At 64.6% G+C, this 24,679-nt stretch carries 24 protein-coding genes; 18 read left to right on the top strand and 6 right to left on the bottom strand.

The genetic code is table 11. The annotated features are described in order from the left end of the window. Window positions 1-23: 23 nt before the first annotated feature. Entirely contained in the window at window positions 24-320 is a 297-nt protein-coding gene (locus tag WNM05_RS07645; RefSeq protein ID WP_043574449.1) for an ArsR/SmtB family transcription factor, read from the bottom strand. Window positions 321-426: 106 nt separating this feature from the next. On the opposite strand from WNM05_RS07645, the gene gpmI reads away from it, so the two are divergent. The 9 genes from gpmI (at window position 427) to ettA (ending at window position 11,932) form a co-directional block, all read left to right on the top strand. After that, a complete protein-coding gene (gene gpmI, locus WNM05_RS07640; RefSeq protein WP_434633890.1) occupies window positions 427-1,950 on the top strand; it encodes a 2,3-bisphosphoglycerate-independent phosphoglycerate mutase in 1,524 nt (507 codons plus the stop codon). 72 nt (window positions 1,951-2,022) lie between these two features. Continuing rightward, on the top strand, window positions 2,023-3,360 hold the full coding sequence (locus tag WNM05_RS07635) for a murein hydrolase activator EnvC family protein (protein ID WP_434633888.1): 1,338 nt from the start codon (window positions 2,023-2,025) through the stop codon (window positions 3,358-3,360). 43 nt (window positions 3,361-3,403) lie between these two features. Beyond that, window positions 3,404-4,816 (top strand): S41 family peptidase, encoded by a 1,413-nt coding sequence (locus WNM05_RS07630; RefSeq protein WP_434635133.1) that lies wholly within the window; start codon window positions 3,404-3,406, stop codon window positions 4,814-4,816. A gap of 143 nt (window positions 4,817-4,959) precedes the next feature. After that, window positions 4,960-6,267 carry an amino-acid N-acetyltransferase gene (gene argA / locus WNM05_RS07625; protein ID WP_434633886.1) on the top strand — a complete coding sequence of 436 codons (1,308 nt, stop codon included), beginning with the start codon at window positions 4,960-4,962 and terminating at the stop codon, window positions 6,265-6,267. A 97-nt stretch (window positions 6,268-6,364) separates the two neighbouring features. Beyond that, entirely contained in the window at window positions 6,365-6,637 is a 273-nt protein-coding gene (locus WNM05_RS07620; RefSeq protein ID WP_101707338.1) for an oxidative damage protection protein, read from the top strand. 69 nt (window positions 6,638-6,706) lie between these two features. Further along, complete coding sequence (gene ppk1, locus WNM05_RS07615; protein ID WP_434633884.1) at window positions 6,707-8,779, top strand: polyphosphate kinase 1; 2,073 nt, start codon at window positions 6,707-6,709, stop codon at window positions 8,777-8,779. A 2-nt stretch (window positions 8,780-8,781) separates the two neighbouring features. After that, complete coding sequence (locus WNM05_RS07610; RefSeq protein ID WP_434635132.1) at window positions 8,782-9,261, top strand: DUF456 domain-containing protein; 480 nt, start codon at window positions 8,782-8,784, stop codon at window positions 9,259-9,261. Window positions 9,262-9,482: 221 nt separating this feature from the next. Next, the gene (locus WNM05_RS07605) at window positions 9,483-9,908 is read left to right on the top strand and encodes a BLUF domain-containing protein (protein WP_434633882.1); all 426 of its coding nucleotides are present in this window, start codon (window positions 9,483-9,485) and stop codon (window positions 9,906-9,908) included. Window positions 9,909-10,264: 356 nt separating this feature from the next. Further along, the gene (gene ettA / locus WNM05_RS07600) at window positions 10,265-11,932 is read left to right on the top strand and encodes an energy-dependent translational throttle protein EttA (RefSeq protein ID WP_434633880.1); all 1,668 of its coding nucleotides are present in this window, start codon (window positions 10,265-10,267) and stop codon (window positions 11,930-11,932) included. Between the two features lie 48 nt (window positions 11,933-11,980). Here the strand turns inward: ettA and WNM05_RS07595 are convergent, their stop codons facing one another. After that, the gene (locus WNM05_RS07595; protein WP_434633878.1) at window positions 11,981-12,718 is read right to left on the bottom strand and encodes a substrate-binding periplasmic protein; all 738 of its coding nucleotides are present in this window, start codon (window positions 12,716-12,718) and stop codon (window positions 11,981-11,983) included. Between the two features lie 61 nt (window positions 12,719-12,779). Here WNM05_RS07595 and WNM05_RS07590 point away from each other — a divergent pair, with 61 nt between their 5' ends. The 3 genes from WNM05_RS07590 to WNM05_RS07580 all read left to right on the top strand — a co-directional run bounded on the left by WNM05_RS07590 (window position 12,780) and on the right by WNM05_RS07580 (window position 15,875). Beyond that, a complete protein-coding gene (locus tag WNM05_RS07590; RefSeq protein WP_434633877.1) occupies window positions 12,780-13,469 on the top strand; it encodes a peptidoglycan DD-metalloendopeptidase family protein in 690 nt (229 codons plus the stop codon). Window positions 13,470-13,534: 65 nt separating this feature from the next. Continuing rightward, the gene (locus tag WNM05_RS07585; RefSeq protein WP_434633875.1) at window positions 13,535-14,743 is read left to right on the top strand and encodes a DUF1615 family protein; all 1,209 of its coding nucleotides are present in this window, start codon (window positions 13,535-13,537) and stop codon (window positions 14,741-14,743) included. A 109-nt stretch (window positions 14,744-14,852) separates the two neighbouring features. Continuing rightward, on the top strand, window positions 14,853-15,875 hold the full coding sequence (locus tag WNM05_RS07580) for a DUF475 domain-containing protein (protein WP_434633873.1): 1,023 nt from the start codon (window positions 14,853-14,855) through the stop codon (window positions 15,873-15,875). A gap of 69 nt (window positions 15,876-15,944) precedes the next feature. Here WNM05_RS07580 and WNM05_RS07575 read toward each other — a convergent pair whose 3' ends face one another. The 3 genes from WNM05_RS07575 to coq7 all read right to left on the bottom strand — a co-directional run bounded on the left by WNM05_RS07575 (window position 15,945) and on the right by coq7 (window position 18,320). Next, on the bottom strand, window positions 15,945-16,601 hold the full coding sequence (locus tag WNM05_RS07575) for a hypothetical protein (RefSeq protein WP_434633871.1): 657 nt from the start codon (window positions 16,599-16,601) through the stop codon (window positions 15,945-15,947). Between the two features lie 169 nt (window positions 16,602-16,770). Further along, the gene (locus WNM05_RS07570; RefSeq protein ID WP_434633869.1) at window positions 16,771-17,418 is read right to left on the bottom strand and encodes a hypothetical protein; all 648 of its coding nucleotides are present in this window, start codon (window positions 17,416-17,418) and stop codon (window positions 16,771-16,773) included. Window positions 17,419-17,699: 281 nt separating this feature from the next. After that, complete coding sequence (coq7, locus tag WNM05_RS07565) at window positions 17,700-18,320, bottom strand: 2-polyprenyl-3-methyl-6-methoxy-1,4-benzoquinone monooxygenase (protein ID WP_434633868.1); 621 nt, start codon at window positions 18,318-18,320, stop codon at window positions 17,700-17,702. 128 nt (window positions 18,321-18,448) lie between these two features. Between coq7 and ppa the strand changes: the two genes are divergently transcribed. The 3 genes from ppa to WNM05_RS07550 all read left to right on the top strand — a co-directional run bounded on the left by ppa (window position 18,449) and on the right by WNM05_RS07550 (window position 21,668). Continuing rightward, window positions 18,449-18,976 carry an inorganic diphosphatase gene (ppa, locus tag WNM05_RS07560; RefSeq protein ID WP_434633866.1) on the top strand — a complete coding sequence of 176 codons (528 nt, stop codon included), beginning with the start codon at window positions 18,449-18,451 and terminating at the stop codon, window positions 18,974-18,976. 169 nt (window positions 18,977-19,145) lie between these two features. Next, a complete protein-coding gene (locus tag WNM05_RS07555; protein ID WP_434633864.1) occupies window positions 19,146-19,853 on the top strand; it encodes a hypothetical protein in 708 nt (235 codons plus the stop codon). Between the two features lie 279 nt (window positions 19,854-20,132). Beyond that, the gene (locus tag WNM05_RS07550; protein ID WP_434633861.1) at window positions 20,133-21,668 is read left to right on the top strand and encodes a hypothetical protein; all 1,536 of its coding nucleotides are present in this window, start codon (window positions 20,133-20,135) and stop codon (window positions 21,666-21,668) included. A 243-nt stretch (window positions 21,669-21,911) separates the two neighbouring features. On the opposite strand, the gene WNM05_RS07545 is transcribed toward WNM05_RS07550, so the two are convergent. Then, complete coding sequence (locus WNM05_RS07545) at window positions 21,912-22,478, bottom strand: phasin family protein (protein WP_434633860.1); 567 nt, start codon at window positions 22,476-22,478, stop codon at window positions 21,912-21,914. Between the two features lie 386 nt (window positions 22,479-22,864). Between WNM05_RS07545 and minC the strand changes: the two genes are divergently transcribed. Genes minC through minE form a run of 3 tightly spaced genes read left to right on the top strand, consistent with a single transcriptional unit; the run spans window position 22,865 to window position 24,678 of the window. Next, on the top strand, window positions 22,865-23,584 hold the full coding sequence (gene minC, locus WNM05_RS07540; RefSeq protein ID WP_434633859.1) for a septum site-determining protein MinC: 720 nt from the start codon (window positions 22,865-22,867) through the stop codon (window positions 23,582-23,584). A 21-nt stretch (window positions 23,585-23,605) separates the two neighbouring features. Further along, window positions 23,606-24,418, top strand: coding sequence for a septum site-determining protein MinD (gene minD / locus WNM05_RS07535; protein ID WP_434633858.1), 813 nt, complete (start codon window positions 23,606-23,608; stop codon window positions 24,416-24,418). A 2-nt stretch (window positions 24,419-24,420) separates the two neighbouring features. Beyond that, window positions 24,421-24,678, top strand: coding sequence for a cell division topological specificity factor MinE (gene minE / locus WNM05_RS07530; protein ID WP_043620835.1), 258 nt, complete (start codon window positions 24,421-24,423; stop codon window positions 24,676-24,678). The last annotated feature ends 1 nt before the right edge of the window (window position 24,679 follow it).

Below are 24,679 nucleotides of genomic sequence, written 5' to 3'. Positions count from 1 at the left end.
CCGGGCGGATCCGTCGGCGATGCTTACTCGCCGAATCCACAGAACACTTCGCGCATCATCCGCAGCACTTCCAGCGTGCGGATGTCCCCCACCCGGTAGTAGACTCGGTTGGCATCCTTGCGCGTGCGCAAAACTCCCTTGTCCCGCATAATGGCGAGGTGCTGGGAGATATTGCTCTGAGAGGTGCCAACCTGCTCGACAATGTCTTGCACGCTCACCTCCCGGTCTTCCAGCACCGATATGATCTTCAGACGCAGCGGGTGCGACATGGCCTTCATCGCCCGCGAGGTCTGTTCGATCTGGTCGTCGTTGAACAGCAAAGCTTTTCTCCTAATGTAGCGTCATTTTATTGATTTGACTGCGGGACAATAGTATCGGCAAAATTCGATACTATCAAGGTTTTCTAATATTCTGAATGCGAATGCCATGAAATCAATCACCCCGGTGTTGCTATTAATCCTCGACGGCTTCGGCCACCGCATGGAAGGCGACGACAACGCCATCCTGCACGCCGACATGCCCAACTGGAACCGCCTGCGCCAGCAGTACGCCTACGGCACCATCAACGCGTCGGAAAACTTTGTCGGGCTTCCCTCCGGCCAATTCGGCAACTCCGAGGTGGGCCACCTGAACATCGGCGCCGGACGCATCGTGCAGCAGGACATCAGCCGCATAGATTGCGACATCGAGGACGGCCGTTTCGCATCGAATGACACACTGCAACAAGCCATGAGCAAAGCTCAAGGCTCGGCGCTGCACATCCTGGGCCTGCTGTCCGACGGCGGCGTGCACAGCCACGAGAATCACATCCATGCGCTGATCCGCGCCGCCCAGGCCGCCGGCGTGCCCAGGATTTACGTCCACGCCTTCCTCGACGGCCGCGACACGCCGCCCAGAAGCGCCGAGACGTATCTGAAGCGACTGGACGCGGTGCTGGCCGAATGCCCGAACGCCCGCCTGGTCTCGGTGACCGGCCGCTACTGGGCGATGGACCGCGACAAGCGCTGGGAGCGCGTGGAGCCCGCCTACCGGCTGCTGGTCGACGGCGAGGGCCTGTTCCACGCCGAAACCGGCCTGGCGGCGCTGAAGGCGGCCTACGAGCGCGACGAGAACGACGAATTCGTCAAGGCCACCGGCATCGGCGCGCCGGTGAAGATGCAGGACGGCGACGCGCTGATCTTCATGAACTTCCGCGCCGACCGCGCCCGCCAGCTGACCACCGCGCTGACCGATCCGGCCTTCGACGGCTTCCCGGCCCGCCAGCCCAGCTTCGGCTACTACGCGACGCTGACCAGCTATGGCGAAGCCTATTCGGCGCTGCCGGTGGCCTACGCGCCGCAGAAGATACGCAACGGCATGGGCGAGTACCTGTCGTCGCTCGGCCTGAAGCAGTTGAGGATCGCCGAGACCGAGAAATATCCGCACGTCACCTATTTCTTCAACGGCGGCGAGGAACAGGTCTATCCCGGCGAGGACCGCATCCTGGTGCCGTCGCCCAAGGTCGCCACCTACGACCTGCAGCCGGAGATGAGCGCCGGCGAAGTCACCGACAAGATCGTCGAAGCGATCGCCTCCGGCCAGTACCAGGCCATCTTCTGCAACTACGCCAATGGCGACATGGTCGGCCACAGCGGCATCTTCGACGCCGCAGTCAAGGCGGTGGAAACGCTGGACGGCTGCGTCGAACGCTGCGTCGAGGCGATGCTGGCCGCCGGCGGCGAAGTGCTGATCACCGCCGACCACGGCAATTGCGAGCAGATGTACGACGGCGAACACCACCAGCCGCACACCCAGCACACCACCAACCAGGTGCCCTTCCTGTACGTGGGCCGGCCGGCGAAAATCCGCGCCGGCGGTTCGCTGCGCGACATCTCGCCGTCGCTGCTGGCGATGATGGGCCTGGAACAACCGGCGGAGATGACCGGTCAATCGCTGATCGACCTCCAGTAAACCCGCAACGGCGGCGGCCCGCGCCCCGGCGCGGCCGCCGCCGTTTTGACCAGAGCAGAAGAAAACCAGCGAATGAAACGCTACCTCCTGATGGCCCTGCTGGCCGGCGCCGCCCAGGCCGCCAACACCAATTCCTCGTCCGCGCTGTCGACGGCTCCGCACCAGCAGGATCTGAAAAACGTGCGCAAGGAAATCGACAGCCTGAAGAAGGACTTGGCGCAGAAGCAGTCGGTGCAGAAAGAGGCGCAATCGGCGATCCAGGAGTCGGAACACGCGATCAGCCAGACCCGGCAGGCGCTGGCCACGCTGGAACAGAAGCAGAACCGCTCGGAACAGCAGCTGGCCGAGCTGCGCGCCAAGATAGAACAGACCCGCCACTCGCTCGCCGGCACGCGCCAGCGCGTCGGCCAGATGCTGCTGCGCCAGTACAAGAACGGCCAGCACGACGCGATGAAGCTGATGCTGAACGCCGACGACCCGAACCAGAACGCCCGCGACCTCGCCTACTACCAGCACATCGCCCGCGCCGAACAGCAGCTGGTGCAGAAGCTGGTCGGCCAGCAGCGGCAGCTGGAGGCGCTGTCGGAGCAACTCGAGGCGGAGCTGGCCCGGCTGAACAGCCTGTCCGACCGCAAATCCCAGGAAAAGAGCGCGCTCGAAAAAGACAAGTCCCAGCAGCAGCAGCAGTTGAGCCAGGTGTCCGGCGAGATCAAGCAGGGCCAGAGCAAGCTGACCCGGCTGCAGGAGGACGAGAAGCATCTGAGCAATGTGATCGCCCAGATCAACCGCGAAATCCAGCGCCGCCGCGCCGAGGCCGCGCGCAAGGCCGCCGAAGCCCGCAAGGCCAAGCTGGCGGCCGCCCGCGAAGCCGCGCGCAAGGAGAACGAGCGCCGCCGCAAGCTGGCCGAACAGGCGAAGAAACAGGGCAGGCCGGTGCCGGAGGAGGCGAAGAAGCCGGTCGTCGTCAAGGAAGAACCGGCCGAGCAGGTCGACGACGTCGCCGACGGCAGCGCCTCCGGCCGCGCCTTCGCCAGCCTGCAGGGCAGGATGAAGCTGCCGGTGTCCGGCCAGATCGCCGGCGCCTACGGCAAGCCGCGCCGCGAAGGCACCACCTGGAAAGGCCTGTTCATCCGCGCCGCCGTCGGCCAGCCGGTGCGCAGCGTCGCCGACGGCACCGTGGTTTATGCCGATGAGTTGCGCGGATTCGGCAAGGCGGTGATCATTGACCACGGCGGCAACTACATGACGGTCTATACCGGCCTGTCCGCCATCGCCAAGTCGTCCGGCAGCAGCGTCAAGGCCGGTGACACACTCGGCAACACAGGAACACTGGACAACGGGGATGCCGGACTGTACTTTGAAATCCGGCATCTCGGTCGCCCCCTCAACCCGCAGGCCTGGACACGCTAAGGTGCCGGGTACGGAGAATCAGCACAGCATGAGCAGCCAAAGAATGAAGAAAATCGCCTGGTTGGTGGCCGGAGCCATGGCCGGCGGCGTCCTGACACTCAGCATGCAGGCCCTGGCCGACAACGAGGCCTCGCCGCTGCCCCTGAGCGAGCTGCGCACCTTCGCCGAGGTGTTCAGCCTGATCAAGCAGAGCTATGTCGAACCGGTCGAGGACAAGAAGCTGATCGACGAAGCGATCAAGGGCATGCTGACCGGCCTCGACCCGCACTCCGACTACATGGATGCCGAGGAATTCAAGGAATTGCGCGAAGGCACCCAGGGCGAGTTCGGCGGTCTCGGCATCGAGATCGGCGCCGAGGACGGCCTGGTCAAGGTGGTGTCGCCTATCGAGGACACGCCGGCGCAGAAGGCGGGCATCAAGAGCGGCGACCTGATCATCAAGATCGACGACACGCCGGTGCGCGGCCTGTCGCTGAACGACGCGGTCAAGAAGATGCGCGGCAAGCCGGGCAGCAAGGTCACGCTGACCGTCGCCCGCAAGAACGAGGCCAAGCCGCTGGTCTTCACGCTGGCGCGCGCCGTCATCAAGACCAAGAGCGTCAAGTACAAGATGCTGGAGTCCGGCTACGGCTATGTGCGCATCGCCCAGTTCCAGGAACACACCGCCGAGGACCTGGCCGCCGGCCTGCAAAAGCTTTACAAGGACAACAAGCAGCCGCTGAAGGGCCTGGTTCTCGATCTGCGCGACGATCCGGGCGGCCTGCTGAACGGCGCCGTCGGCGTCGCCGCCGCCTTCCTGCCCAAGGACAAGCTGGTGGTCTACACCGAGGGCCGGACGCCGGACGCCAAGATGCGGCTGACCGCCACGCTGCAGAACTACGCCCGCCCGAACGGCTCCGACCCGCTGGCCAAGCTGCCGGCCGAGGCGCGCAATGTGCCGATGGCGGTGCTGGTCAACGGCGGCTCGGCCTCGGCGTCGGAAATCGTCGCCGGCGCGCTGCAGGACCAGAAGCGCGCGGTGCTGGTCGGCACCCAGACCTTCGGCAAGGGCTCGGTGCAGTCCATCCTGCCGCTGGGCAGCCAGGGCGGCATCAAGCTGACCACCGCCCGCTACTTCACGCCGAGCGGCCGCTCGATCCAGGCCAAGGGCATCACGCCGGACGTGGTGGTCGAGGACGCGACGCTGACCGCCGCCGACCAGGCGCTGCGCGTGCGCGAAGTCGACCTGGAAAACCACCTGGCCAATCCGAACGGCGACGACAAACCGGCCGCCAAGCCCGAAGCCCGGCCGGCGCCGAAGCTGATCGCGCCGCCTCAGGAGAGGGGCAAGGAGCCGGCAGGCGCCGACGAGACCGGTTTCGGCCCGCGCGATCCGAACCCGAAGAACGACTACCAGCTGTCGCAGGCGCTGAACGTGCTGAAGGTGCAGCAGATCCTGCAAAAGCGCGCCAACTGAGGCCGTTCCCCGCCGATGAAGCCGCCCGCCGCCGGGCGGCTTTTTTCATTGCCGCGCCTCGCTTACGTTCCGAAACACACGCCCCCGGCAATCCTGATATGCTTTCCGGCTGTCGCAACCTGCCCTGCCCGGAGCCCGCCGCCATGCTGACCCGCGAGTTCGTCCTCACCTTCCGCGAAGCCGCGCCCTATATCAACGCCTACCGCGGCAAGACCTTCGTGCTGGCCATGGGCGGCGAAAGCCTGCTCGACGGCGACTTCTCCAGCATGGCGCAGGACATCAACCTGCTGGTCAGCCTGGGCGTGCGCATCGTGCTGGTCCACGGCATCCGGCCGCAGATCGAGACGCTGCTGCTGCGCCAGGGCATACCCCCGCAGTTCCACCTCGGCCGCCGCGTCACCGACGCCGCGACGATGGACATCGTCAAGCAGGCGGCCGGCGCCACCCGGCACGACGTCGAGGCCAGGCTGTCGATGGGCATGCCGCACTCGCCCATGCACGGCTCCCACCTGAGGGTGGCCGGCGGCAACTTCGTCACCGCCCAGCCGCTGGGCGTGCTGGACGGCATGGACATGCAATACACCGGCCAGGTGCGGCGCGTCGACGCCGCGGCGATCCGCCAGCGGCTGGACGCCGGCGAACTGGTGCTGCTGACCCCGGTGGGCTATTCGCTGACCGGCGAGAGCTTCAATCTGACGATGGAGGAACTGGCCGCCCACGCCGCCATCGCGCTGAAGGCCGAGAAGCTGATCTATGTCGTCGAGGGCCGCGGCGTCGTCGAGCATGACGGCGAGCTGGTCAGCTCGCTGACCGCCCACCAGGCCGAGCAGATGCTGCAGTCCGGCAGCCTGCCCGAGGACGTCGCCGCCTACCTGCCCTATTGCATACGCGCGACCCGCGACGGCATCCCGCGCGCCCACTTGATCAGCCGCCACCAGGACGGCGCGCTGCTGCTGGAGCACTTCACCCGCGGCGGCAACGGCACGATGATCGCCCGCGACCCGCTGGTCCGGGTTCGCAACGCCAGCATAGACGACGTCGGCGACATCCTGGCGCTGATCCGCCCGCTTGAGGAACAGGGCATCCTGGTGCGGCGCAGCCGCGAACGGCTGGAAGTGGAGATCGGCGAATACTCGGTGCTGGAGCACGACGGCAAGATCTACGGCTGCGTGGCGATGCACCCGTTCGCCGAGGCGGAGACCGCCGAGCTGGCCTGCCTGGCGGTGTCGCCGGACAAGCGCGACGGCGGTTTCGGCGAGATGCTGCTCAGGCACGTCGAATACCAGGCGCGCACCCGCGGCCTGCAATCGCTGTTCGTGCTGACCACCCAGACCTCGCACTGGTTCGTCGAACGCGGCTTCGCCGAGGCCGACAAGAGTTCGCTGCCGCTGGCGCGCCAGCAGTTTTACAATTACCAACGCCGATCCAAGGTCTTCGTAAAGAAGCTGTAACAAATAGCGGAGATGATGCCGCCACGGTTGGAACGGCGCGGCCGCTGTGACACAATAGCCGCATTCCAATACAAGCATTCAAGCAAGGATTCAAGCGATGAGCCGAACCGTCAACTGCATCAAGCTCGGCCGCGAAGCCGAAGGCCTGGACTTCCCGCCGCTGCCGGGCGAACTGGGCAAGCGCGTCTACGAAAGCGTTTCCAAGGAGGCCTGGCAGGGCTGGCTGCGTTACCAGACCATGCTGATCAACGAGAACCGCCTGAGCCTGGCCGACGCCCGCGCGCGCCAGTATCTGGCGGCCCAGCTCGACGCCTACTTCTTCGGCCAGGGCGCCGACGCGCCGGCCGGTTACACGCCGCCGCAGAACTAAGCCGTAGCCAAGCCCTCCAAGCGAGGGCTTTATTGTTTCCGATCACCGTCAATTGGCTCGCAAACCGTTATGTCACAACCGCAAGACCTGCTGCTGAACCGTGAACTGGGACTGATAGAATTCAACCGCCGCGTGCTGGCGCAGGCGGAGGATCAGGACCTGCCGCTGTTGGAACGCCTGCGTTTTCTCTGCATCGTCTCCTCCAATCTGGACGAATTCTTCGAGGTCCGCGTCGCCTGGCTGCAGGACGCCGCCCACGCGACGCCGGACCGCGTGCTGGCCGACGGCTCCACGCCGGAGCAGGCGCTGGTCAAGGTGTCCCAGGCCAGCCACCAGCTGGTGCGCGAACAATACGCGGTGATGAGCGAGGTGCTGTTCCCGGCGCTGCGCGAACAGGGCATCGTGTTCCTGCGCCGCAGCGAGTGGACCGAGCAGCAGCAGGACTGGGTGAAGAGCTATTTCTTCCGCGAGCTGATGCCGATACTGACGCCGATCGGGCTCGATCCGTCCCACCCCTTCCCCAAGGTGCTGAACAAATCGCTGAACTTCGCGGTGGAGCTCGAGGGCCGGGACGCCTTCGGCCGCGCGTCCGGCACCGCCATCGTGCAGGCGCCGCGCATCCTGCCGCGGGTGATCAAGCTGCCGGCCGACGTCTGCGACGGCCGCCCGCACTGTTTCGTCTTCCTGTCGTCGATACTGCACTCGCACGTTCACGAGCTGTTCCCCGGCATGACGGTCAAGGGCTGCTACCAGTTCCGCGTCACCCGCGACAGCGAACTGTCCGTCGACGACGACGACTTCAAGAACCTGCGCACCGCGCTGCAGGGCGAATTGCGCCAGCGCCAGTTCGGCGACGCCGTGCGGCTGGAGATCGCCGACACCTGCCCGCAGCACATGGAAGCCTTCCTGCTGACCCAGTTCAATCTGCAGCCGCGCGACGTCTATCGCGTCAACGGCCCGGTGAACCTGGTGCGGCTGATGCAGGTGCCGGACCTGGTGGACCGCGCCGACCTGAAGTTCGCGCTGTTCGCGCCGACGCTTCCGCCGCCATTGCAGAAGAAATCCACCTCGCTGTTCGAGACGATACGCAAGGGCGACATCCTGCTGCACCACCCGTACCAGAGCTTCCAGCCGGTGATCGACTTCCTGACCCAGGCGGCGACCGACCCGCACGTGGTGGCGATCAAGATGACGGTCTACCGCACCGGCACCGACTCAGTGCTGATGGAATCGCTGATCGCCGCCGCCCGCGCCGGCAAGCAGGTGACGGTGGTGGTGGAATTGATGGCGCGCTTCGACGAGGAAGCCAATATCGGCTGGGCCAGCCGGCTGGAGGACGCCGGCGCCCACGTCGTCTACGGCGTCATCGGCTACAAGGTGCACGCCAAGATGCTGATGGTGGTGCGGCGCGAGGAGCGCGGCCTGCACCGCTACGTGCACCTGGGCACCGGCAACTACCACCCGCGCACCGCGCGGCTCTACACCGACCTAGGCCTGATGACCTGCAACGAGGAAATCGCCAGCGACGTCAACGACATCTTCATCCAGCTGACCGGCCTCGGTCGCGCCGGCAGCCTGAAGCAGCTGTACCAGAGCCCGTTCACGCTGCACAGCATGATCATGCAGGCGATAGAGCGCGAGGTCGAGCACGCCCAGGCCGGCAAGCCGGCGCAGATCATCGCCAAGATGAACTCGCTTTTGGAGCCGCAGGTGATACACGCGCTGTACCGCGCGAGCCAGGCCGGCGTGAAGATACAGCTGATCGTCCGCGGCGTCTGCGCGCTGCGACCCGGCGTCGCCGGCCTGTCCGACAATATCTCGGTGCGCTCCATCGTCGGCCGCTTCCTCGAGCACCCGCGCGTGTTCTACTTCTACAACGACCACAAGGAAGACCTGCTGATCTCCAGCGCCGACTGGATGAGCCGCAACTTCTTCCGCCGCATCGAGACCTGCGTGCCGGTGCTGGACGGCAAGCTGAAGCGCCGCATCATCAAGGAGACGCTGCGCCTCTACCTGGAGGACAACGTCAACAGCTGGGAAATGCAGCAGGACGGCGGCTACAAGCGCCGCGCCAACCGCGGCAAGCCGCACTGCGCGCAACGCGAGCTGCTGGCGCTGTACACCGGCCAGGACGCCGAATGAGCATGGCGCTGCTCGGCTATCTCGCCGCCGCGCTGATGGTGGTCGCCGGCCTGGCCGGCACCGTGCTGCCGGCGCTGCCCGGGCTGCCGCTACTGTTCGGCGGCCTGCTGCTGGCATCGTGGCTGGACAACTTCCAGCACCTGGGCGCGATCAGCCTGACCGTACTGGCGGTGCTGGCGGCGCTGGGCCTGCTGATAGACTTCGTCGCCGGCCTCTTAGGCGCCAAGGCCACCGGCGCCAGCAAGCAAGCGCTGTGGGGCGCCTTCATCGGCAGCCTGGTCGGCCTGTTCTTCGGCATCGCCGGCGTCGTCCTCGGCCCGCTGATCGGCGCCGTCGTCGGCGAATTCATCGCCCGCAAGGACGCGTTCCAGGCCGGCAAGGTCGGCATAGGCACCTTCGTCGGCTTCCTCGTCGGCGCGGTGGCCAAGGTGGCCTGCGCCTTCGCGATGCTGGCCACCGCCGCGCTGGCGCTGGCCTTCTAAGAGCCGCTAACAAAACCGCGCAGCGTACCTGAGCCAAGGCGCGCCGACGCAGGCAGTACAAGTAGTACGACAAGGAGGCGCAACGCAGGATCAGGGGTTTTGTTAGCGGGTCTAAGCCCTGGCCATGCGGATGGCCGGCGTGGCCATCCGCGCATCGCCGAGGCGGATTTTGTTATGCTTCGGCGATCGATCGCATCCGCCCTTCAGCGAGGACATCCGTCATGCCGCTGCAGCATCTGATCTACGTCAGCACCGCCCGCAAGGAACTTAGCCACGCGGAACAAGAAGCGCTGCTGGAATCCTGCGTGCGCCACAATCTGCAAAACGACATCAGTGGCGTGCTGCTCTACGGCCCCGGCAACTTCATCCAGGTGTTGGAAGGCGAGGCCGACGCCGTCGCCGAAACCTACCAGCGCATCCTAGACGACCCCCGCCACTACAATCTGATAGAGATCCTCCTCGAGGACATCGAGCGGCGCAGCTTCGCCAACTGGCGCATGGGCTTCACCCGGCTGGATGACGCAGCCATCCGCAAGCATCCGGGCTTCATCGACGTTTACGGCCCGGATTTCCTGCCCCAACGGCTGGCGGAGCGGCCGACGCTGGCGATGAACATCCTGCTGAGCTTCCGCGCCAACTGCCGCTGACCTCCGCCCCGCGCATCCCGGCCGCAGCAGGGCCGCGGATTTCGTTATAATCGACGCTTAGGGTCTGTTGATGTTTGCTGAGCGGTCGCGCCGGGATGCGTTTTGCGGCGAATCGAGGCGTTTCGCGCGCCGCATAGTCATTCTCTGCCAGCGCGGAACAACGAAGAGTCGTCGCGAGAAGCGCCCGGCCCTGCGGGTTTGGCCGCTTTGGCACGGAAACCGCGTTGCCCAGCCCTTGCATAGAATGACTATGCGTCGGACTGTGCGCCTTGCTTCCGTCCCAAATCGGCGCAAACGCGATCCACTCACCAAACGTCAACAGACCCTAGTCCCATCCAACCAATGTGAACGAATCCATGGCCCAATACGTGATGTCGATGCTCAGAGTGAGCAAGATCGTCCCGCCCAAGCGACAAATCATCAAGGACATTTCGCTGTCCTTCTTCCCCGGCGCCAAGATCGGCCTCTTGGGCCTGAACGGCGCGGGCAAATCCACCGTGCTGCGCATCATGGCCAACGTGGACAAGGAATACGACGGCGAGGTTCAGCACCTGGCCGGCGTCAAGATCGGCTATCTGGAGCAGGAGCCGAAGCTCGACAATGACAAGACCGTGCGCGAGGAAGTGGAAAGCGGCATGGGCGACGTGATGGGCGCGCAGAAGCGCCTCGAGGAGGTGTACGCCGCCTACGCCGATCCGGACGCCGACTTCGACGCGCTGGCCGAGGAGCAGGCCAAGCTGGAAGCCATCATCTCCGCCGGCGCAGGCGACAATGTGGCGCTGCAGCTGGAGCTGGCCGCCGACGCGCTGCGCCTGCCGCCGTGGGACGCCAAGATCGGCCCGCTGTCCGGCGGCGAGAAGCGCCGCGTCGCGCTGTGCAAGCTGCTGCTATCCAAGCCGGACATGCTGCTGCTGGACGAGCCGACCAACCACCTGGACGCCGAATCGGTCGAATGGCTGGAGCAGTTCCTGGTGCGCTTCCCCGGCACCGTGGTGGCCGTTACCCACGACCGCTACTTCCTCGACAACGCCGCCGAATGGATCCTGGAACTGGACCGCGGCGAAGGCATCCCGTGGAAGGGCAACTACTCGTCCTGGCTGGAGCAGAAGGAAGAGCGCCTGGCGCAGGAAGCCAAGAGCGAGGGCGCCCGGATGAAGGCGATGAAGCAGGAGCTGGAATGGGTGCGCCAGAACCCCAAGGGCCGCCAGGCCAAGTCCAAGGCGCGTATCGCCCGCTTCGAGGAGCTGTCCAGTTTCGAGACCCAGAAACGCAACGAGACCCAGGAAATCTTCATCCCGGTGGCCGAGCGCCTGGGCAATGAGGTGATCGAGTTCGACGGCGTGTCCAAAGGCTTCGGCGACCGCCTGCTGATCGACAACCTGTCGTTCAAGGCCCCGCCGGGCGCCATCGTCGGCATCATCGGCCCCAACGGCGCCGGCAAGTCGACGCTGTTCAAGATGATAGCCGGCAAGGAACAACCGGACAGCGGCACGGTGAAGATAGGCCAGACCGTGCAGATGGCCTTCGTCGAGCAGAGCCGCGAAGGCCTGGACGGCGACAAGACCGTGTTCGAGGACGTGGCCGCCGGCGCCGACATCCTGACCGTCGGCCGCTTCGAGATGTCCAGCCGCGCCTACCTGGGCCGCTTCAACTTCAAGGGCGCCGACCAGCAGAAGAAGGTCGGCATGCTGTCCGGCGGCGAACGCGGCCGCCTGCACCTGGCCAAGACGCTGCTGAAGGGCGGCAACGTGCTGCTGCTCGACGAACCGTCGAACGACCTCGACGTCGAAACGCTGCGCGCGCTGGAAGACGCCTTGCTGGAATACGCCGGCACCGTGTTCGTGATCTCGCACGACCGCTGGTTCCTGGACCGCATCGCCACCCATATCCTGGCGGCCGAAGGCGAATCGCAATGGACCTTCTTCGACGGCAACTACCAGGAATACGAGGCCGACAAGAAGAAGCGCCTGGGCGAGGAAGGCGCCAAGCCCAAGCGCATCCGCTACAAGCCGATCACCCGCTGATCCGCTTCGCTCCCAAGCCCCCGCCCCGCGGGGGCTTTTGCCGTCCGCTCACTCCAGATAGCGCGCGGAGATCCGGGCGGCCGTCCCGTCCGCCTGCAACTGGCGGATGGCCGCGCCCAGCCGCTGCGCCACCTCGTCCGGCATATGCTTGCCGCAGGCGAGATAGATGCCGGTTTCCTGCAAGCGCATCGCCTCGCGGATGGGCACCGCGCTGACGCCCTGCTTCTTGACCAGATAGCGCGCCACCGGGCTGTGCACCGCCCAGGCGTCGGCCACACCCAGGCTCAGTTCGCGATAGGCCTCCTCGGTGGTTGCCAGCTCGGAAAACGCCACCTGGTGCGCGCGCAGCCAGTCGGCCATCGACGAACCCAGCAGCGTCACCACGCGCAAGCCCTTCAGATCGGCCAGCGCATGGATGCGTAGCGGCTTGCCGGCGACGACGAACAAGGACTGGCTGCTGTCGTCGACCAGGCCGACCCAGCGGTACTGCGCTTCGCGCCGCGGCGAGCGGGTCAGCGGCATCAGGCAGCTGCCATCGTCGCTCTGCACCTGCATCTGCGCCCGTTTCCACGGCAGCTCGGCGAACTGGCCGCGCAGGCCGGCGCGCTCCATCGCCAGTTCGACCAGCTCCACCGCGATGCCGCGCGGCGGTCCGCTCCCGTCGCGGATCACGAACGGAGGATAGCCCAAGGTGTACAGACTGACCGTCACCGGCGCCGGCGCCGGCGCTGCCCACAGCAGGCCGGAACCAAAACAGCCCAACGCCAGCCAAACCCGTTTCATCATCGCCGCCCTCCGGCCTCCCCCGCGGACATGGCCGCGGCGGGACGGTGCTAGAATCATGGTCATGTCCTTGCGAACCCTTACCCTTATTCTTTGTAGCAGCTTATGGCTGGCCGCCTGCGCCACGCCATCCGCGTCCAACGCGCCGGCGCCCGCCGGCTATTACCGCGTCCAGCCGGGCGACACCTTGTACCGCATCGCCCGCCAGAACAGGCAGAGCGTCGCCAACCTGGCGCGCTGGAACCAGCTGGCCGACCGCTCCAGCATCCAGGCCGGCCAGTTGCTGCGGGTACAGCCGCCCGCCGGCGCGGCCAAGCCGCCGGCCGGCGGCAAGCCGTCCGCGTCCAAACCGGCGGAGACCAAGCCGGCGCCGCCTCCGGCCAGGCTGGACGTCAAGCTGCAATGGCCGGCCGACGGCGCGCTGATCGCCGGCTTCGACGGCAACCGCAACAAGGGGCTGGATCTGGCCGGCAAGGCCGGCGATCCGGTGCGCGCGGCGGCAGCCGGCAAAGTGGTGTACGCCGGCAAGGGCATACGCGCCTACGGCAATCTGCTGATCGTCAAGCACAGCGAGAACACGCTGACCGTCTACGCCCACAATCAGAAACTGCTGGTGCAGGAAGGCCAGCAGGTGTCCGCCGGCCAGCAGATCGCCACCATGGGCGATTCCGCCGCCGACCGGGTCATGCTGCATTTCGAGCTGCGGCTGGGCACCCGGGTGGTCGATCCTGCCGCCTATCTGCCGCCGCGCTGACGCCGCTTGCCCGCGACGGCGGCTTGGCCTAAGCTCGCCGCTGTCGCACCCTCGCTCCAAACACAATGAGAAAATTCAGCCTGCTGCTGTTGTGCGCGCTGCTGGCCGCCTGCGCCGGCCCCCGCCCCCTTCCGTCCTCGGCGCCGGCTCCGCTGCCGGATATCGCGCCGCCGCCGTCGGAACCCCTCCCCCAAGCGCCTATCGTCGAACCGTCTCCGGCCGCGCCCGCGACGCAGCCCCAGGCCAGCGCACCCACGCCACGGCCGGCATCCGCCGCCTTCATCGCCGCGGCGGTGCCGCCGGGCGTGCGCGACCGCCAGGGCTGGATCGCCGACATCGCCGGCGCCTTCCGCCATCTGCGGATTCCCTCCACCGCCGAAAACGCCTGCGCGCTGGCGGCGGTGATCGAGCAGGAGTCGAGCTGGCAGGCCGATCCGGTGGTGCCGGGCCTGCCGCAAATCGTCTGGGGCAAGATAGAGGAGCGCGCGCACCGCTACCTGGTGCCGCTGGCCGTGGTGAAGGGCGCGCTGATGAAAACCTCGCCGAACGGCCAGAGCTACAAGACGCGGATAGACAATCTGCGCACCGAACGCGAGATGAACCTGCTGTACGAGGACATGTCGCGTGAAGCGAAAAAGCTGGGCCTGCCGCTGGACATGAAGAATCCGATACGCACCGGCGGGCCGATGCAGGTCAGCGTGGAGTTCGCCGAGGCCCACGCCAGGATCTGGCCCTATCCGTACCCGGTGCAGGGAAGCATACGCCACGAGGTGTTCAGCCGCCGCGGCGGCGTCTATTTCGGCGCCGCCATCCTGCTGCAATACCCGGCGCCGTACCAGGACATGCGCTACCGCTTCGCCGACTTCAACGCCGGCCGCTACAGCAGCCGCAACGCCGCCTTCCAGGCCGCGCTGACCCGGCTCTCCGGCCGCAGGCTGGCGCTGGACGGCGACCTGTTGAACTATCAGGGCAAGGCCGCCTCCGGCAGCCAACAGGCGGCGCTGTCGCTGGCCGGCCGGCTGGGCATGAGCGCCGCCGCCATCCAGCGCGATCTCGCGCAGGAAAAGAACGCCGCCTTCGGCCAGAGCCCGCTGTACCGGCAGGTGTTCGCGCTGGCCGACAGGCAGGCCGGCCGCGCGCTGCCGCGCGAGGCTATGCCGCAGATCGACCTGAAGAGCCCCAAGATCAGCCGCAAGCTGACCACGGAATGGTTCGCCGGCCGGGTGGACGGCCGCTACCGCCGCTGCCTGGCCCGAGCCGCCGGCGCAGGCTGATGCGCGGCCGCTGACAACGTCATATAATGCCGACGCGACGGCCGGTTCTCCGGCCGTCGCCGCATTCAAAAAAAAACAGCGGCGACGCCGCACTCGCTCAGGTTAAGCCATGCGTTCCACTTTTTCCTATTTTCGCGGCTCGCTGGCCTTAGGCGCCGTCGCGCTGGCCGCCGTCGCCTGCTACGGGCACGCGCGCGGCGGCGTCGAACAGGCCGGCGCCTTCCTGCTGACCGCGGCGGTGCTGGCGGCGCTGGAAATCAGCGTCTCCTTCGACAACGCCGTCGTCAACGCCGGCGTGCTGAAGGCGATGAGCCCCCGCTGGCGCCGCGCCTTCATGACCGTCGGCATCGCCGTGGCCGTGTTCGGCATGCGCATCCTCTTCCCGCTGCTCATCGTCTCCACCGCCGGCGGCGTGTCGCTGGCCGACGCCTTCGACGTGGCCACCGAACAGCCCGAGCGCTACCAGCGCATCCTGCACGACAGCCATCTGGTGATCATGGGTTTCGGCGCCACCTTCCTGCTGATGGTGGTCATCGAATACTTCGTCCAGCACGAGAGGGACGAGCATTGGGTGCCCGTCGTCGAACCGCTGCTGGCCAGGCTCGACAGCGTCGAAAACGCGCAGTCGCTGGTGACCGTGCTGCTGGTGGCCATCGTCGCCGCGCTGCTGCCGGCCGGCCAGAGGATGGCCTTCGTCAGCAGCTGCTTCTGGGGCTATGTGGCCTTCATGGTGCTGCACATGTTCAAGCAGCTGTTCGGCGGCGTCGACATCCAGACCGCCGCAGCCAGGAACGGCCTGATCGGCTTCGTCTACCTGGAGGTGCTGGACGCCAGCTTCTCGATGGACGGCGTGATCGCCGCCTTCGCCATCACCAACGATTTCTGGCTGATCGCCGCCGGGCTCGGCGTCGGCGCGCTCTTCGTCCGCTCGCTGACCCTCTACCTGGTGGAGCGCGACATGATGGGCCGGTTCAAGTATCTGGAAGTCTCGGCCTTCTGGGCGATCGCCGCGCTGGTGGCCGTCATGTTCGCCGCCGCGCTGGGCGTCGAGCTCGGCGAGGTGACCGCCGGCCTGCTCAGCATCGCCATCATAGGCCTGGGCTTGCTGACCAGCCTGCCCGCGCGCGAATGAAACAGGGGCCGGGTTGCCCCGGCCCCTGCCCGTCCCGCCGTCCGGCGCCCCGCACGGGGCAACCGGCCGTCAGGCCGAAGTACTCAGCAGCGCGCCGACGCCGGCGCTGGCGCCGAACGGGCTCTGCTGCTGCAGATTATTGCTCAGATTCTGCAGAAAACTTTGCAGCGAGGACTGCGACGCCTGTCCGCTGCCGCCGACGCCCAGCGCCTGTTGCAGATTCTGGAACGCAGTCTGCAACGCCGAAGTGGCGTCGTTCTGGGTCCCGTTGCTGATATCCTGCAACAGCTGCTGCAGATTGTTCTGCAAGCCGCTGGCGCCGTAAGCGCCGGAGCTGCCGTCCTGGGCGCTGCCGCCCGTCGCGTCCGTCGACGACGATCCCTCCTGCTGCAAGGCCTGGAACAGCGAATGCATGAAGGCGTGGACCGCCTGCTGCTGGCTGCTTCCGGCCGCGGCGACCGTTCCGTCGTCGGCGCCGTCGGCGCCATCAGTCGACGATGCGGCGGAACCGCCCGTCGACGGCTGCAGCAGACCGGACTGTTGCAGCGCCTGCAACACGCTCTGCGCGAACTGCCCGCCGCCGCCGTGGCGGTGATGGCCGCCGCCGGCCCCCTGGACGGCACCGCCGCCGTCCTGCTGGCCCTGATCGCCCGACAGGGTTTCCTGGATATCGATCTGCGTGTATTGCAAAGAGATGGAGCTGCTGCCCAGCGACCCGACTGACATGATGCTCTCCTTCACGAACTGATCTACCCGCCACCGCTTGCGCTGACGGGAATATATCGGCACCGCGCCTCCCGGACTAAGCGCCGGACTGCAAATTTCTGTTAATTCAGGATATTTTCGCCGCCAGCCCGCGGCGGCATCGCTGTTCGCAGTATAGACGCCGCGCGTCTCAGGCGCTGGTGTCGACCAAGGAGCCGACGCCGCCCGCATTCAGCTGCTGGCCGTTCTGCAGCGTCACCAGGTTCTGCAGAAAGGTATGCAGCGAGGCCTGCGTCGACGCGCCGGTCGGCGTATCGCCGCCCAACGCCTGCTGCAGGCTCTTGAACGCGGCGCTCAGGCCCGAGGTGGCGTTGTTCCGGGTGCCTTCCCTGACATCCTGCAGCAACTGCTGCAGATTGCTCTGGAAATCGCCGTAGCCGCCGGCGGCCGCTCCCTGCTGGCCGTTGCCGGCGCCGCCTCCGGACAGGCCCTCCGACTGCACCGCCTGGTAGACCGCGTGGACGAAGGTATGCAGCGCCTGCTGCACATTGCCGCCGGCCGACGGCGCGCCGGCCGCGCCGATGCCGCCCGCGTCGCGGTCGCCGGCCTTGCCCGACGCCGATCCTGCGCCGGCCGCGGCGCCGATCACATTGACGCCGGACTGCTGCAGGGCCAGCACGACCTCCTGGCCGAAACCGCTGCCGGGGCCCTCGTCCCGGCCGTTGCGGGAGGCGCCGGCCGTGCGGACGCCGCCCTGCCCCGCCTGGGACAAGGCGCCGGCAGACGCTGCCGGCAGGTAAGAAACGGGAAGGGAACTGCCCACTGCGCCTAGCGACATCTCGTTCTCCTTGCATCGCGCCCAGAGACCTGTCACCTCGGCATGCGCATCCGCCCGGATCGCAGCCGACCAGCTCATGACAAACACAGCTCCAACGGCGGCGCCAGCCATGAGAAACGCATAGCGCCCCGTCCACTATAGGTGGAAAAAAACGGGGCGCGGCAAGGAAAAAACGGGAGGAAATTCAAGCGATGGCCGAAATGGCAGGCGGGGAAGCCGTCGCTAAGTGAAAACCGCAGCGGACACGGAGCCGGCCCGCCGCCGCAAATTTGAACAGGCTGTCAGATGCGGTAGCTGCTGCCGGTCATCAGCCTGGCCGACAGTTTCATCGCGGCCTTCAGCGGGCCCGGCAGTTCGGCCGCGCCCAGCTCGCGCGCCATTTCGGCGTGCTGCAGCTCGTCGTCGCGCATCTGGCTGACGATGGCGCGGCTGCGCTCGTCGCCTTCCGGCAGGGCGCTCAGATGGCTGTCGAGATGGGCGCCGACCTGGCGCTCGGTCTCCTGCAGAAAGCCCAGATTCCATTTGTCGCCGAACACGCCGGCCGCGACGCCCAGTGCCAGGGAGCCGGTGTACCACAGCGGATTGAACAGGCTGGGCCGACCGCCCAGCTCGCGGATGCGGCGCTCGGTCCAGGCCAGATGCTCCACCTCTTCCTGCGCCGCCTGGCGCAACGCCTCGCGCGCCGACGCGTCGCGCGCGGTCAGCGCCTGGCCCTGGTACAAGGCCTGCGCGCAGACTTCGCCGCAATGGTTGACCCGCATCAGGCCGAGCGCGTGCTTCTTCTCCGCCGCGCTGAGCCCGGCCTCGGCGATATCCTGGTCCGGGTGGGCGCGGGCGCTGTGCGCCGGCGCGCACAGCGTGCGCAGGCCCTTGTCCAGTTCGGTGATCAGCTTGTCCAGCATCGCGCGTTCTTCCTAGCGTAAATGGCGTCAAACAGCCGATTATACCCGGCCGGCACAGCGCCGGCAGCTGCTGATATAATCGCCCGGTCAAACAACAATGTTCAACGAACCCTGAAGGATTTCCGTCCATGGATCTCGCAAGCATCGGCCCGGGCAAAGACATGCCGGGCGACTTCAACGTCGTCATCGAAATCTCCGCCAACGCCGCTCCGATCAAGTACGAATACGACAAGGACTGGAACGCGCTGGTGGTGGACCGCTTCATGGGCACCTCCATGATGTATCCGGCCAACTACGGCTTCGTGCCGCAGACCCTGGCCGGCGATGGCGATCCGGTGGACGTGCTGGTCGTGACCCCGTTCCCGCTGCCGCCGGGCGTGGTGGTGCGCTGCCGCGCGCTAGGCCTGATCAAGATGGAAGACGACGGCGGCGTCGACGCCAAGCTGGTCGCCGTGCCGGTCGAAAAGCTGTGCCCGATGTACAAGTCCATCCAGAAGCTGGAAGACCTGCCGGAACTGCTGCGCAACCAGATGGTGCACTTCTTCGAGCACTACAAGGATCTGGAAAAGGGCAAATGGGTCAAGATCCAGGGCTGGGGCACGCTGGAAGACGCCAAGACCGAACTGGTCGAAGGCATCGCGCGTTTCGGCAAGTAAACGCCGCGCCAATCGAAGAACCGGCCGAGTGGCCGGTTTTTTTACCGCCCGACGATGCTGCATTGCACAATTTCAGCATTACACCGGATAATGGTTTGCCGTGGCCGGCATCTTCTGCCACTCTGTCCGATAGCAAACACCGCCCGACGGCGGCCTGGTGGTCTCTGACATGGTCGTTTCCCGCCGCATCGGGGGGCAAGCCCCCCACCTTTCCTGGTTCCTGCGCCGCCTCGAGGCGCAAGGACTCGCCGCGCCGGTCGATCGCGCCCCGCCGGCGCGGCTGCCGCCGGACTGGGTCGGCATCGAGCTGGCCGACTGTTGGCTGGATCTGGGCCGGGACGGCGATCTGCCGCTGGCCGAGCGCATGGCGCATTGCCGCGACACCGGCCTGGATTTGGTCGAACTGGCCGGAGACTGGCTGGAGCCGGCCGCCGAACATGGCTTCATGCTGCTGGTCGGCAACGCGCCCGCGCCGGCCAGCGCCGCTTGGCGGGTTCTCGACGCGCTGGCTCCCCGTCCGGGCTGCTGGCTGCACTGCGGGCCGACCCACAGCGCGCGCTTCTGCCAGCGCGTCTTCGCCGCGATGCAGCATCAGGGGCTCTCCGCCCTCCCGACTCCGGATGGATCGCCTCATCCGTTGGACTGGGAAAAAATGCTGCAGACGCAATGGCTGATAGCCGAGAAACTGCGGCAATTGGCCGAAGACTATCTGTCGTCTCAAATAGGACACCCTCCGCCCTATCCGTCGCCATTGCCGGACGAAGTCCGGCACTTCGCCGCCAATTTGGCGCGCGGCATCCTGCTGACGCTGCCGGAGGAGGCCGCGCTGCGCGCATGGGCGGAGCGCATCGACGCGGTCCTGCAGCAGCGAGGCTGAGCCGCGGCCCCGATATATTCCGCTTCGCTGACAAGTCGCTTCCAACGACGGACCAGGCAGCCGCTACCGTTCAGCCTACGCAACTCGATTGAATGAGTTCGCCCGATGCCGTTAAGCGGTTTTTGAAAGATTCCTTCTTCAAACTCAATAAAATAAATCCTGCCATAACAATATGCATGGCCTTTTACTGCATTATTTTATACCCGCAGCAGGCCTATTACAGCTCATACTCATTCAAATCCAGTCAATACATTTCTCTCATTCAAAAAGACCACGCCAATGTTAAACAGCATAAACTCCTCAAACAACCATATAAAGCTAGCGGAGACGGATCCCCATGCAGCAGATGCCTTGACCGAATGGGAGCAAAGTGGACCGGAAAGAGAACGCTACGATAGATCACGGCTCGCAGAAAAAATCAGAGACGCCATCAAATACAATCGCACGTCCCTGCATTTTAACGAATCGGTAAGCTCCCTTCCTCCACTTCCGGCGGGCTTGGAAAGACTGGAGATAGATATTTACTTAAACTTGAGAGCGCTGCCCCCGCTGCCCAAAAGCTTGCAACACCTCGCAATAGAAAACTACAACGGCCCTATTCCCGAACTTCCCGAAGGTTTGCAATCTCTCTTTATCCGTCAATGCGAAGCCCCCTTTCCCAAATTGCCTGAGCACTTGAAAAAACTAGAGATATGCAGTTGTGAATTAGAGAACCTACCTCCAATGCCTTCCAAGCTATTGGAATTGAAGCTAGACTCTGTGAAAATCAAACACGCTCCGGAACTCCCCAATACATTATCGATTCTTGAGCTTCATGGGATAGATGGAATTCACGCCATCCCAAGCCTGCCAAACCATCTGGATACGCTAAAAATTACATATTGCAATAATTTCACATCCTTGCCAAACCTGCCAGACAATCTTTCCCATCTGCAAATACAGTACAATCACACTATTAAAGAGCTGCCACAGCCCTTACCATCCAGCCTGAAGACTTTAACGATTGATTATTGCAAAAGTCTGGCGCTGCCCATCAACCTCCCCCCAAACCTCCGCGACATTACAATGGTCGCGCCTTCGCGAGTCAAGTGGGAAATAGCCATCAACGATATTCCCAACAGCCTGAAGAATATCAATATTGCAGATATAGAAATCAATCCGAATTTAATAAAAGAGCGCAGAGACATCAAAATAAATGGTCGAAGCACCGACATCGCCGCAGATTTCAAACCAGGGGATTTGATTTACGGCCTGGCGCGACCGCGTCAAGCAGCTCTGAATATGCTATTCTCGACAAGCGGTGATAGCAAGAAGGAGATTCGCATCCAAAATGACATAACCAATGCAGTTTGGGAAAGAGACTCGACACATTTCAATTCCGATGAGGAAATCAGACAAAAACTGATGGATTCGGATAGAGCCATTCAGTATAAAAACTTTTTGCTCAATCATGAAAAATACAATGTTACCGAAAGAAAAGTAAGCACTCAGGACAGCAGAGACCAAGGCTGGATTAGAACAAGTAAGGCAGGACTTGAATTTCAAACACAAGTGAGAAATGGGAAAGTCCTGTTTTGTGTTGATCACCTGATAGATAGCATTCCTGAGATTGCAAAAAAGCAAGGCGATTATGGAAGGGCGATTACCGCATCGGAGCTGAGATGGCTGTATAGAAACAAAGAAAGCACATCGATAAAGGAAAACGTACAGTTCTATCTACAGGGCAAACCCGTCTCGCAAGAATATGTCTTCTCTCTAACGGCTTGGAACTTGTATCAACCTAAAAAATGGTCACGCCCAGAAACCAGAAATTAGACACCGCATCTCGGATGGCCATCTGAATGAACCTATGAAACTTGCCCCGGCTCGGAAAGGCGTGGGCAAGTTTTCCGGCTCGACCAAAATCAAGCGACAGAATCATCGAATGGCATGAATATGCCAACCGAGCCCGACAAGGCAGCAAGTTCGCAGAACGGGCTGAGGCTCTCGACAAGCCTGATAAAAAACCCGCCGCTGGCGGACCAGGGCGGGTCGGATCTGCGAAACCGCGGAACGGAATCAGGCGGCGGCGGTGGCGTTCTTCTTGCGCGTCACGGCGGCGCTGGCGGCCTTGGCCGAGTTGGTGGCGGCTTCGACGCCGGCTTCGGCGATCTCGGCGCCCACCTTCTTGGCGGTCTTGGACACGCTCTCGAAAGCGGCGGTCGACGTGTTCAGCAGCGTCTTCAGCGCGGCGACGGCGATGTCGGAACCGGCAGGCGCGCTCTTGGACAGGCGGTCCAGACTGGTTTGCAGCGCCTTGTTGTTTTCGGCGATCTGCTCTTCGACGAAGGCGGACAACTCGTTCTGGGTAGCCAGCGCGGCATCGTAGACATTGCGGGCGGCCGAGAAGGCCTGGTCCAGCGCCGGCTGAGTCAGGCCGCTTTGCAGCTCGCCCAGCGCCTTGGCGTCTTTCACTTCGCTGAGCGCCTTGAACGCTTCGGCGTTGTCGCTCAGCAGTTTGCGCGACAGGTCCAGCTGCAGGCTGGCGAAACGCTCGGCGCCGGCGAGGACGATGGACGACAGGCGGACAGCCTTGTCAAACTGCGACTGGCCGAGCGCGGAGAGTTCCTGGGTGGTGGTAAACATGTAATCAGCTCCTAGAATGTCGGTAGACAACGACTCAGTGTTACAGCGAGCAAGACTGGTACCGCGAATGATGTTGCACTGCAACAACCATACTGTAGCGTGAAAGTTTCAGTCCGGTCAAGACAATGTTGCATTGCACAATAAACTAAGCGGCTATTCCGCCAAGCTTTTTACCAGCCCATCATTCCATATTCATGACAATGCCGCACCTGTCCCCACAGACATGATTGCCGACCAAATTTTTTGCATCGCAACAGCCTGGACGCGGCCATTGGACGGCCGCGGCCGCCCGCACTCCGGCCGCGCCGTCACCGCCATTGAAACGCGGGCCTCAAGCCAGTAAACTCGGTCCATAGAAGAAATCTATCCATATTAAAGCTACCCCAATGAGCCCTGTGGCCAACGCATTCGACATCAAATCCGCCAGCCTGGACCTGCTGGCGATCCTGTTGCGCACCGACAACCTGGACGAACTGAGCCAGGCGCTGGACGCGCGCTTCGGCAACACCAACGACGCCCCCGCCGAAGCTTTCGTGCTCGATGTGGAGGCGCTGCCCAATCCGGCCGAGCTGGATCTGGGCCGCCTGCTGCCGCTGCTCAGCCGCCGCGGCATCCGCGCGGTGGCGCTGCGCCATCCTGACAATGCGCTGGCGGCGGTGGCCAGCCGCTTCGGCCTCGCCTTCGCCAACAATGCCGCCCAGCCGCGCTCGGTGCAGCCGGTGCAGGAACCGGCGGCCAAACCGGCCGTCGAAGCTGCTGCCTCCGCGCCGGCCGCCGCGATGATCATCGACCGCCCGGTGCGCGCCGGCCAGCAGATCTACGCCAAGGGCGGCGATCTGGTGGTGCTGGCGATGGTCAGCGCCGGCGCCGAGGTCATCGCCGACGGCAATATCCACGTCTACGCGCCGTTGCGCGGCCGGGCGCTGGCCGGCGCCCGCGGCAACCACGCCGCCCGCATCTTCACCCGCAGCATGGAGGCCGAGCTGGTCTCCATCGCCGGGGTGTACCGGACGATAGAACAGGCACTGCCGGACAGCATCCTGGGCAAACCGACCCAGATTTATCTTGAGAACGAGCGTCTGGTGATGACAGCGCTCGGCGAGTAACACATACCAGAGGAAAGCCCCGTGGCAAAAATCATCGTTGTGACATCCGGCAAGGGTGGCGTAGGCAAAACCACCACCAGCGCGAGCTTCGCCTCCGGCCTGGCACTGCGCGGCCACAAGACTGCCGTGATCGACTTCGACGTCGGCCTGCGCAATCTCGACCTGATCATGGGCTGCGAACGCCGCGTGGTGTACGACCTGATCAACGTCGTCAATGGCGAGGCCACGCTGAACCAGGCGCTGATCAAGGACAAGAACTGCGACAATCTGTTCATCATCCCGGCCTCGCAGACCCGCGACAAGGACGCGCTGACGCTGGAAGGCGTCGAGAAGGTGCTGCAGAGCCTGGCTGAGGCCGGTTTCGACTACATCGTCTGCGATTCCCCGGCCGGCATCGAGAAAGGCGCGCTGATGGCGCTGTACTTCGCCGACGAAGCGCTGATCGTCACCAACCCGGAAGTGTCGTCGGTGCGCGACTCCGACCGCATCCTGGGCATTCTGTCCTCGAAGTCCAAGCGCGCCGAGGAAGGCCGCGAGCCGGTGAAGGAGCATCTGCTGATCACCCGCTACGCGCCGGGCCGCGTCGACAAGGGCGAAATGCTGTCGGTCGACGACGTCAAGGAAATCCTGCGGGTGCCGCTGCTGGGCGTCATTCCGGAATCGCAAAGCGTATTGCAGGCCTCCAACTCCGGCACGCCGGCCATCCACCTGAAAGGTTCCGACGTCGCCGAGGCCTACACCGACGTGGTGGCGCGCTTCCTCGGCGAACAGCGGCCGATGCGCTTCCTGGACGCGCCCAAGGTCGGTATCCTCAAGCGCCTGTTTGGAGGTTGAGCATGTCATTGATCGATATGATTTTCGGCAAGCGGCAGAAATCCGCCGCCATCGCCCGCGAACGCCTGCAGATCATCCTCGCGCACGAGCGCAACGGCCGCCACGCGCCGGACTACCTGCCCGCCCTGCAACGCGAACTGATGGAAGTGATTTCCAAATACGTGTCGGTCAATCTGGACGACATCAAGGTGCAGGTGGAGCGCCAGGACGATTACGAAGTCCTGGAAGTCAACATCGTACTGCCGGAGCAACAGCGCTAAG

Source organism: Chromobacterium sp. CV08, assembly GCF_051129845.1.
GTDB lineage: Bacteria > Pseudomonadota > Gammaproteobacteria > Burkholderiales > Chromobacteriaceae > Chromobacterium.
Note: the sequence above shows the minus strand (reverse complement) of the source record. Positions and strands in the feature narration are given on the sequence as shown.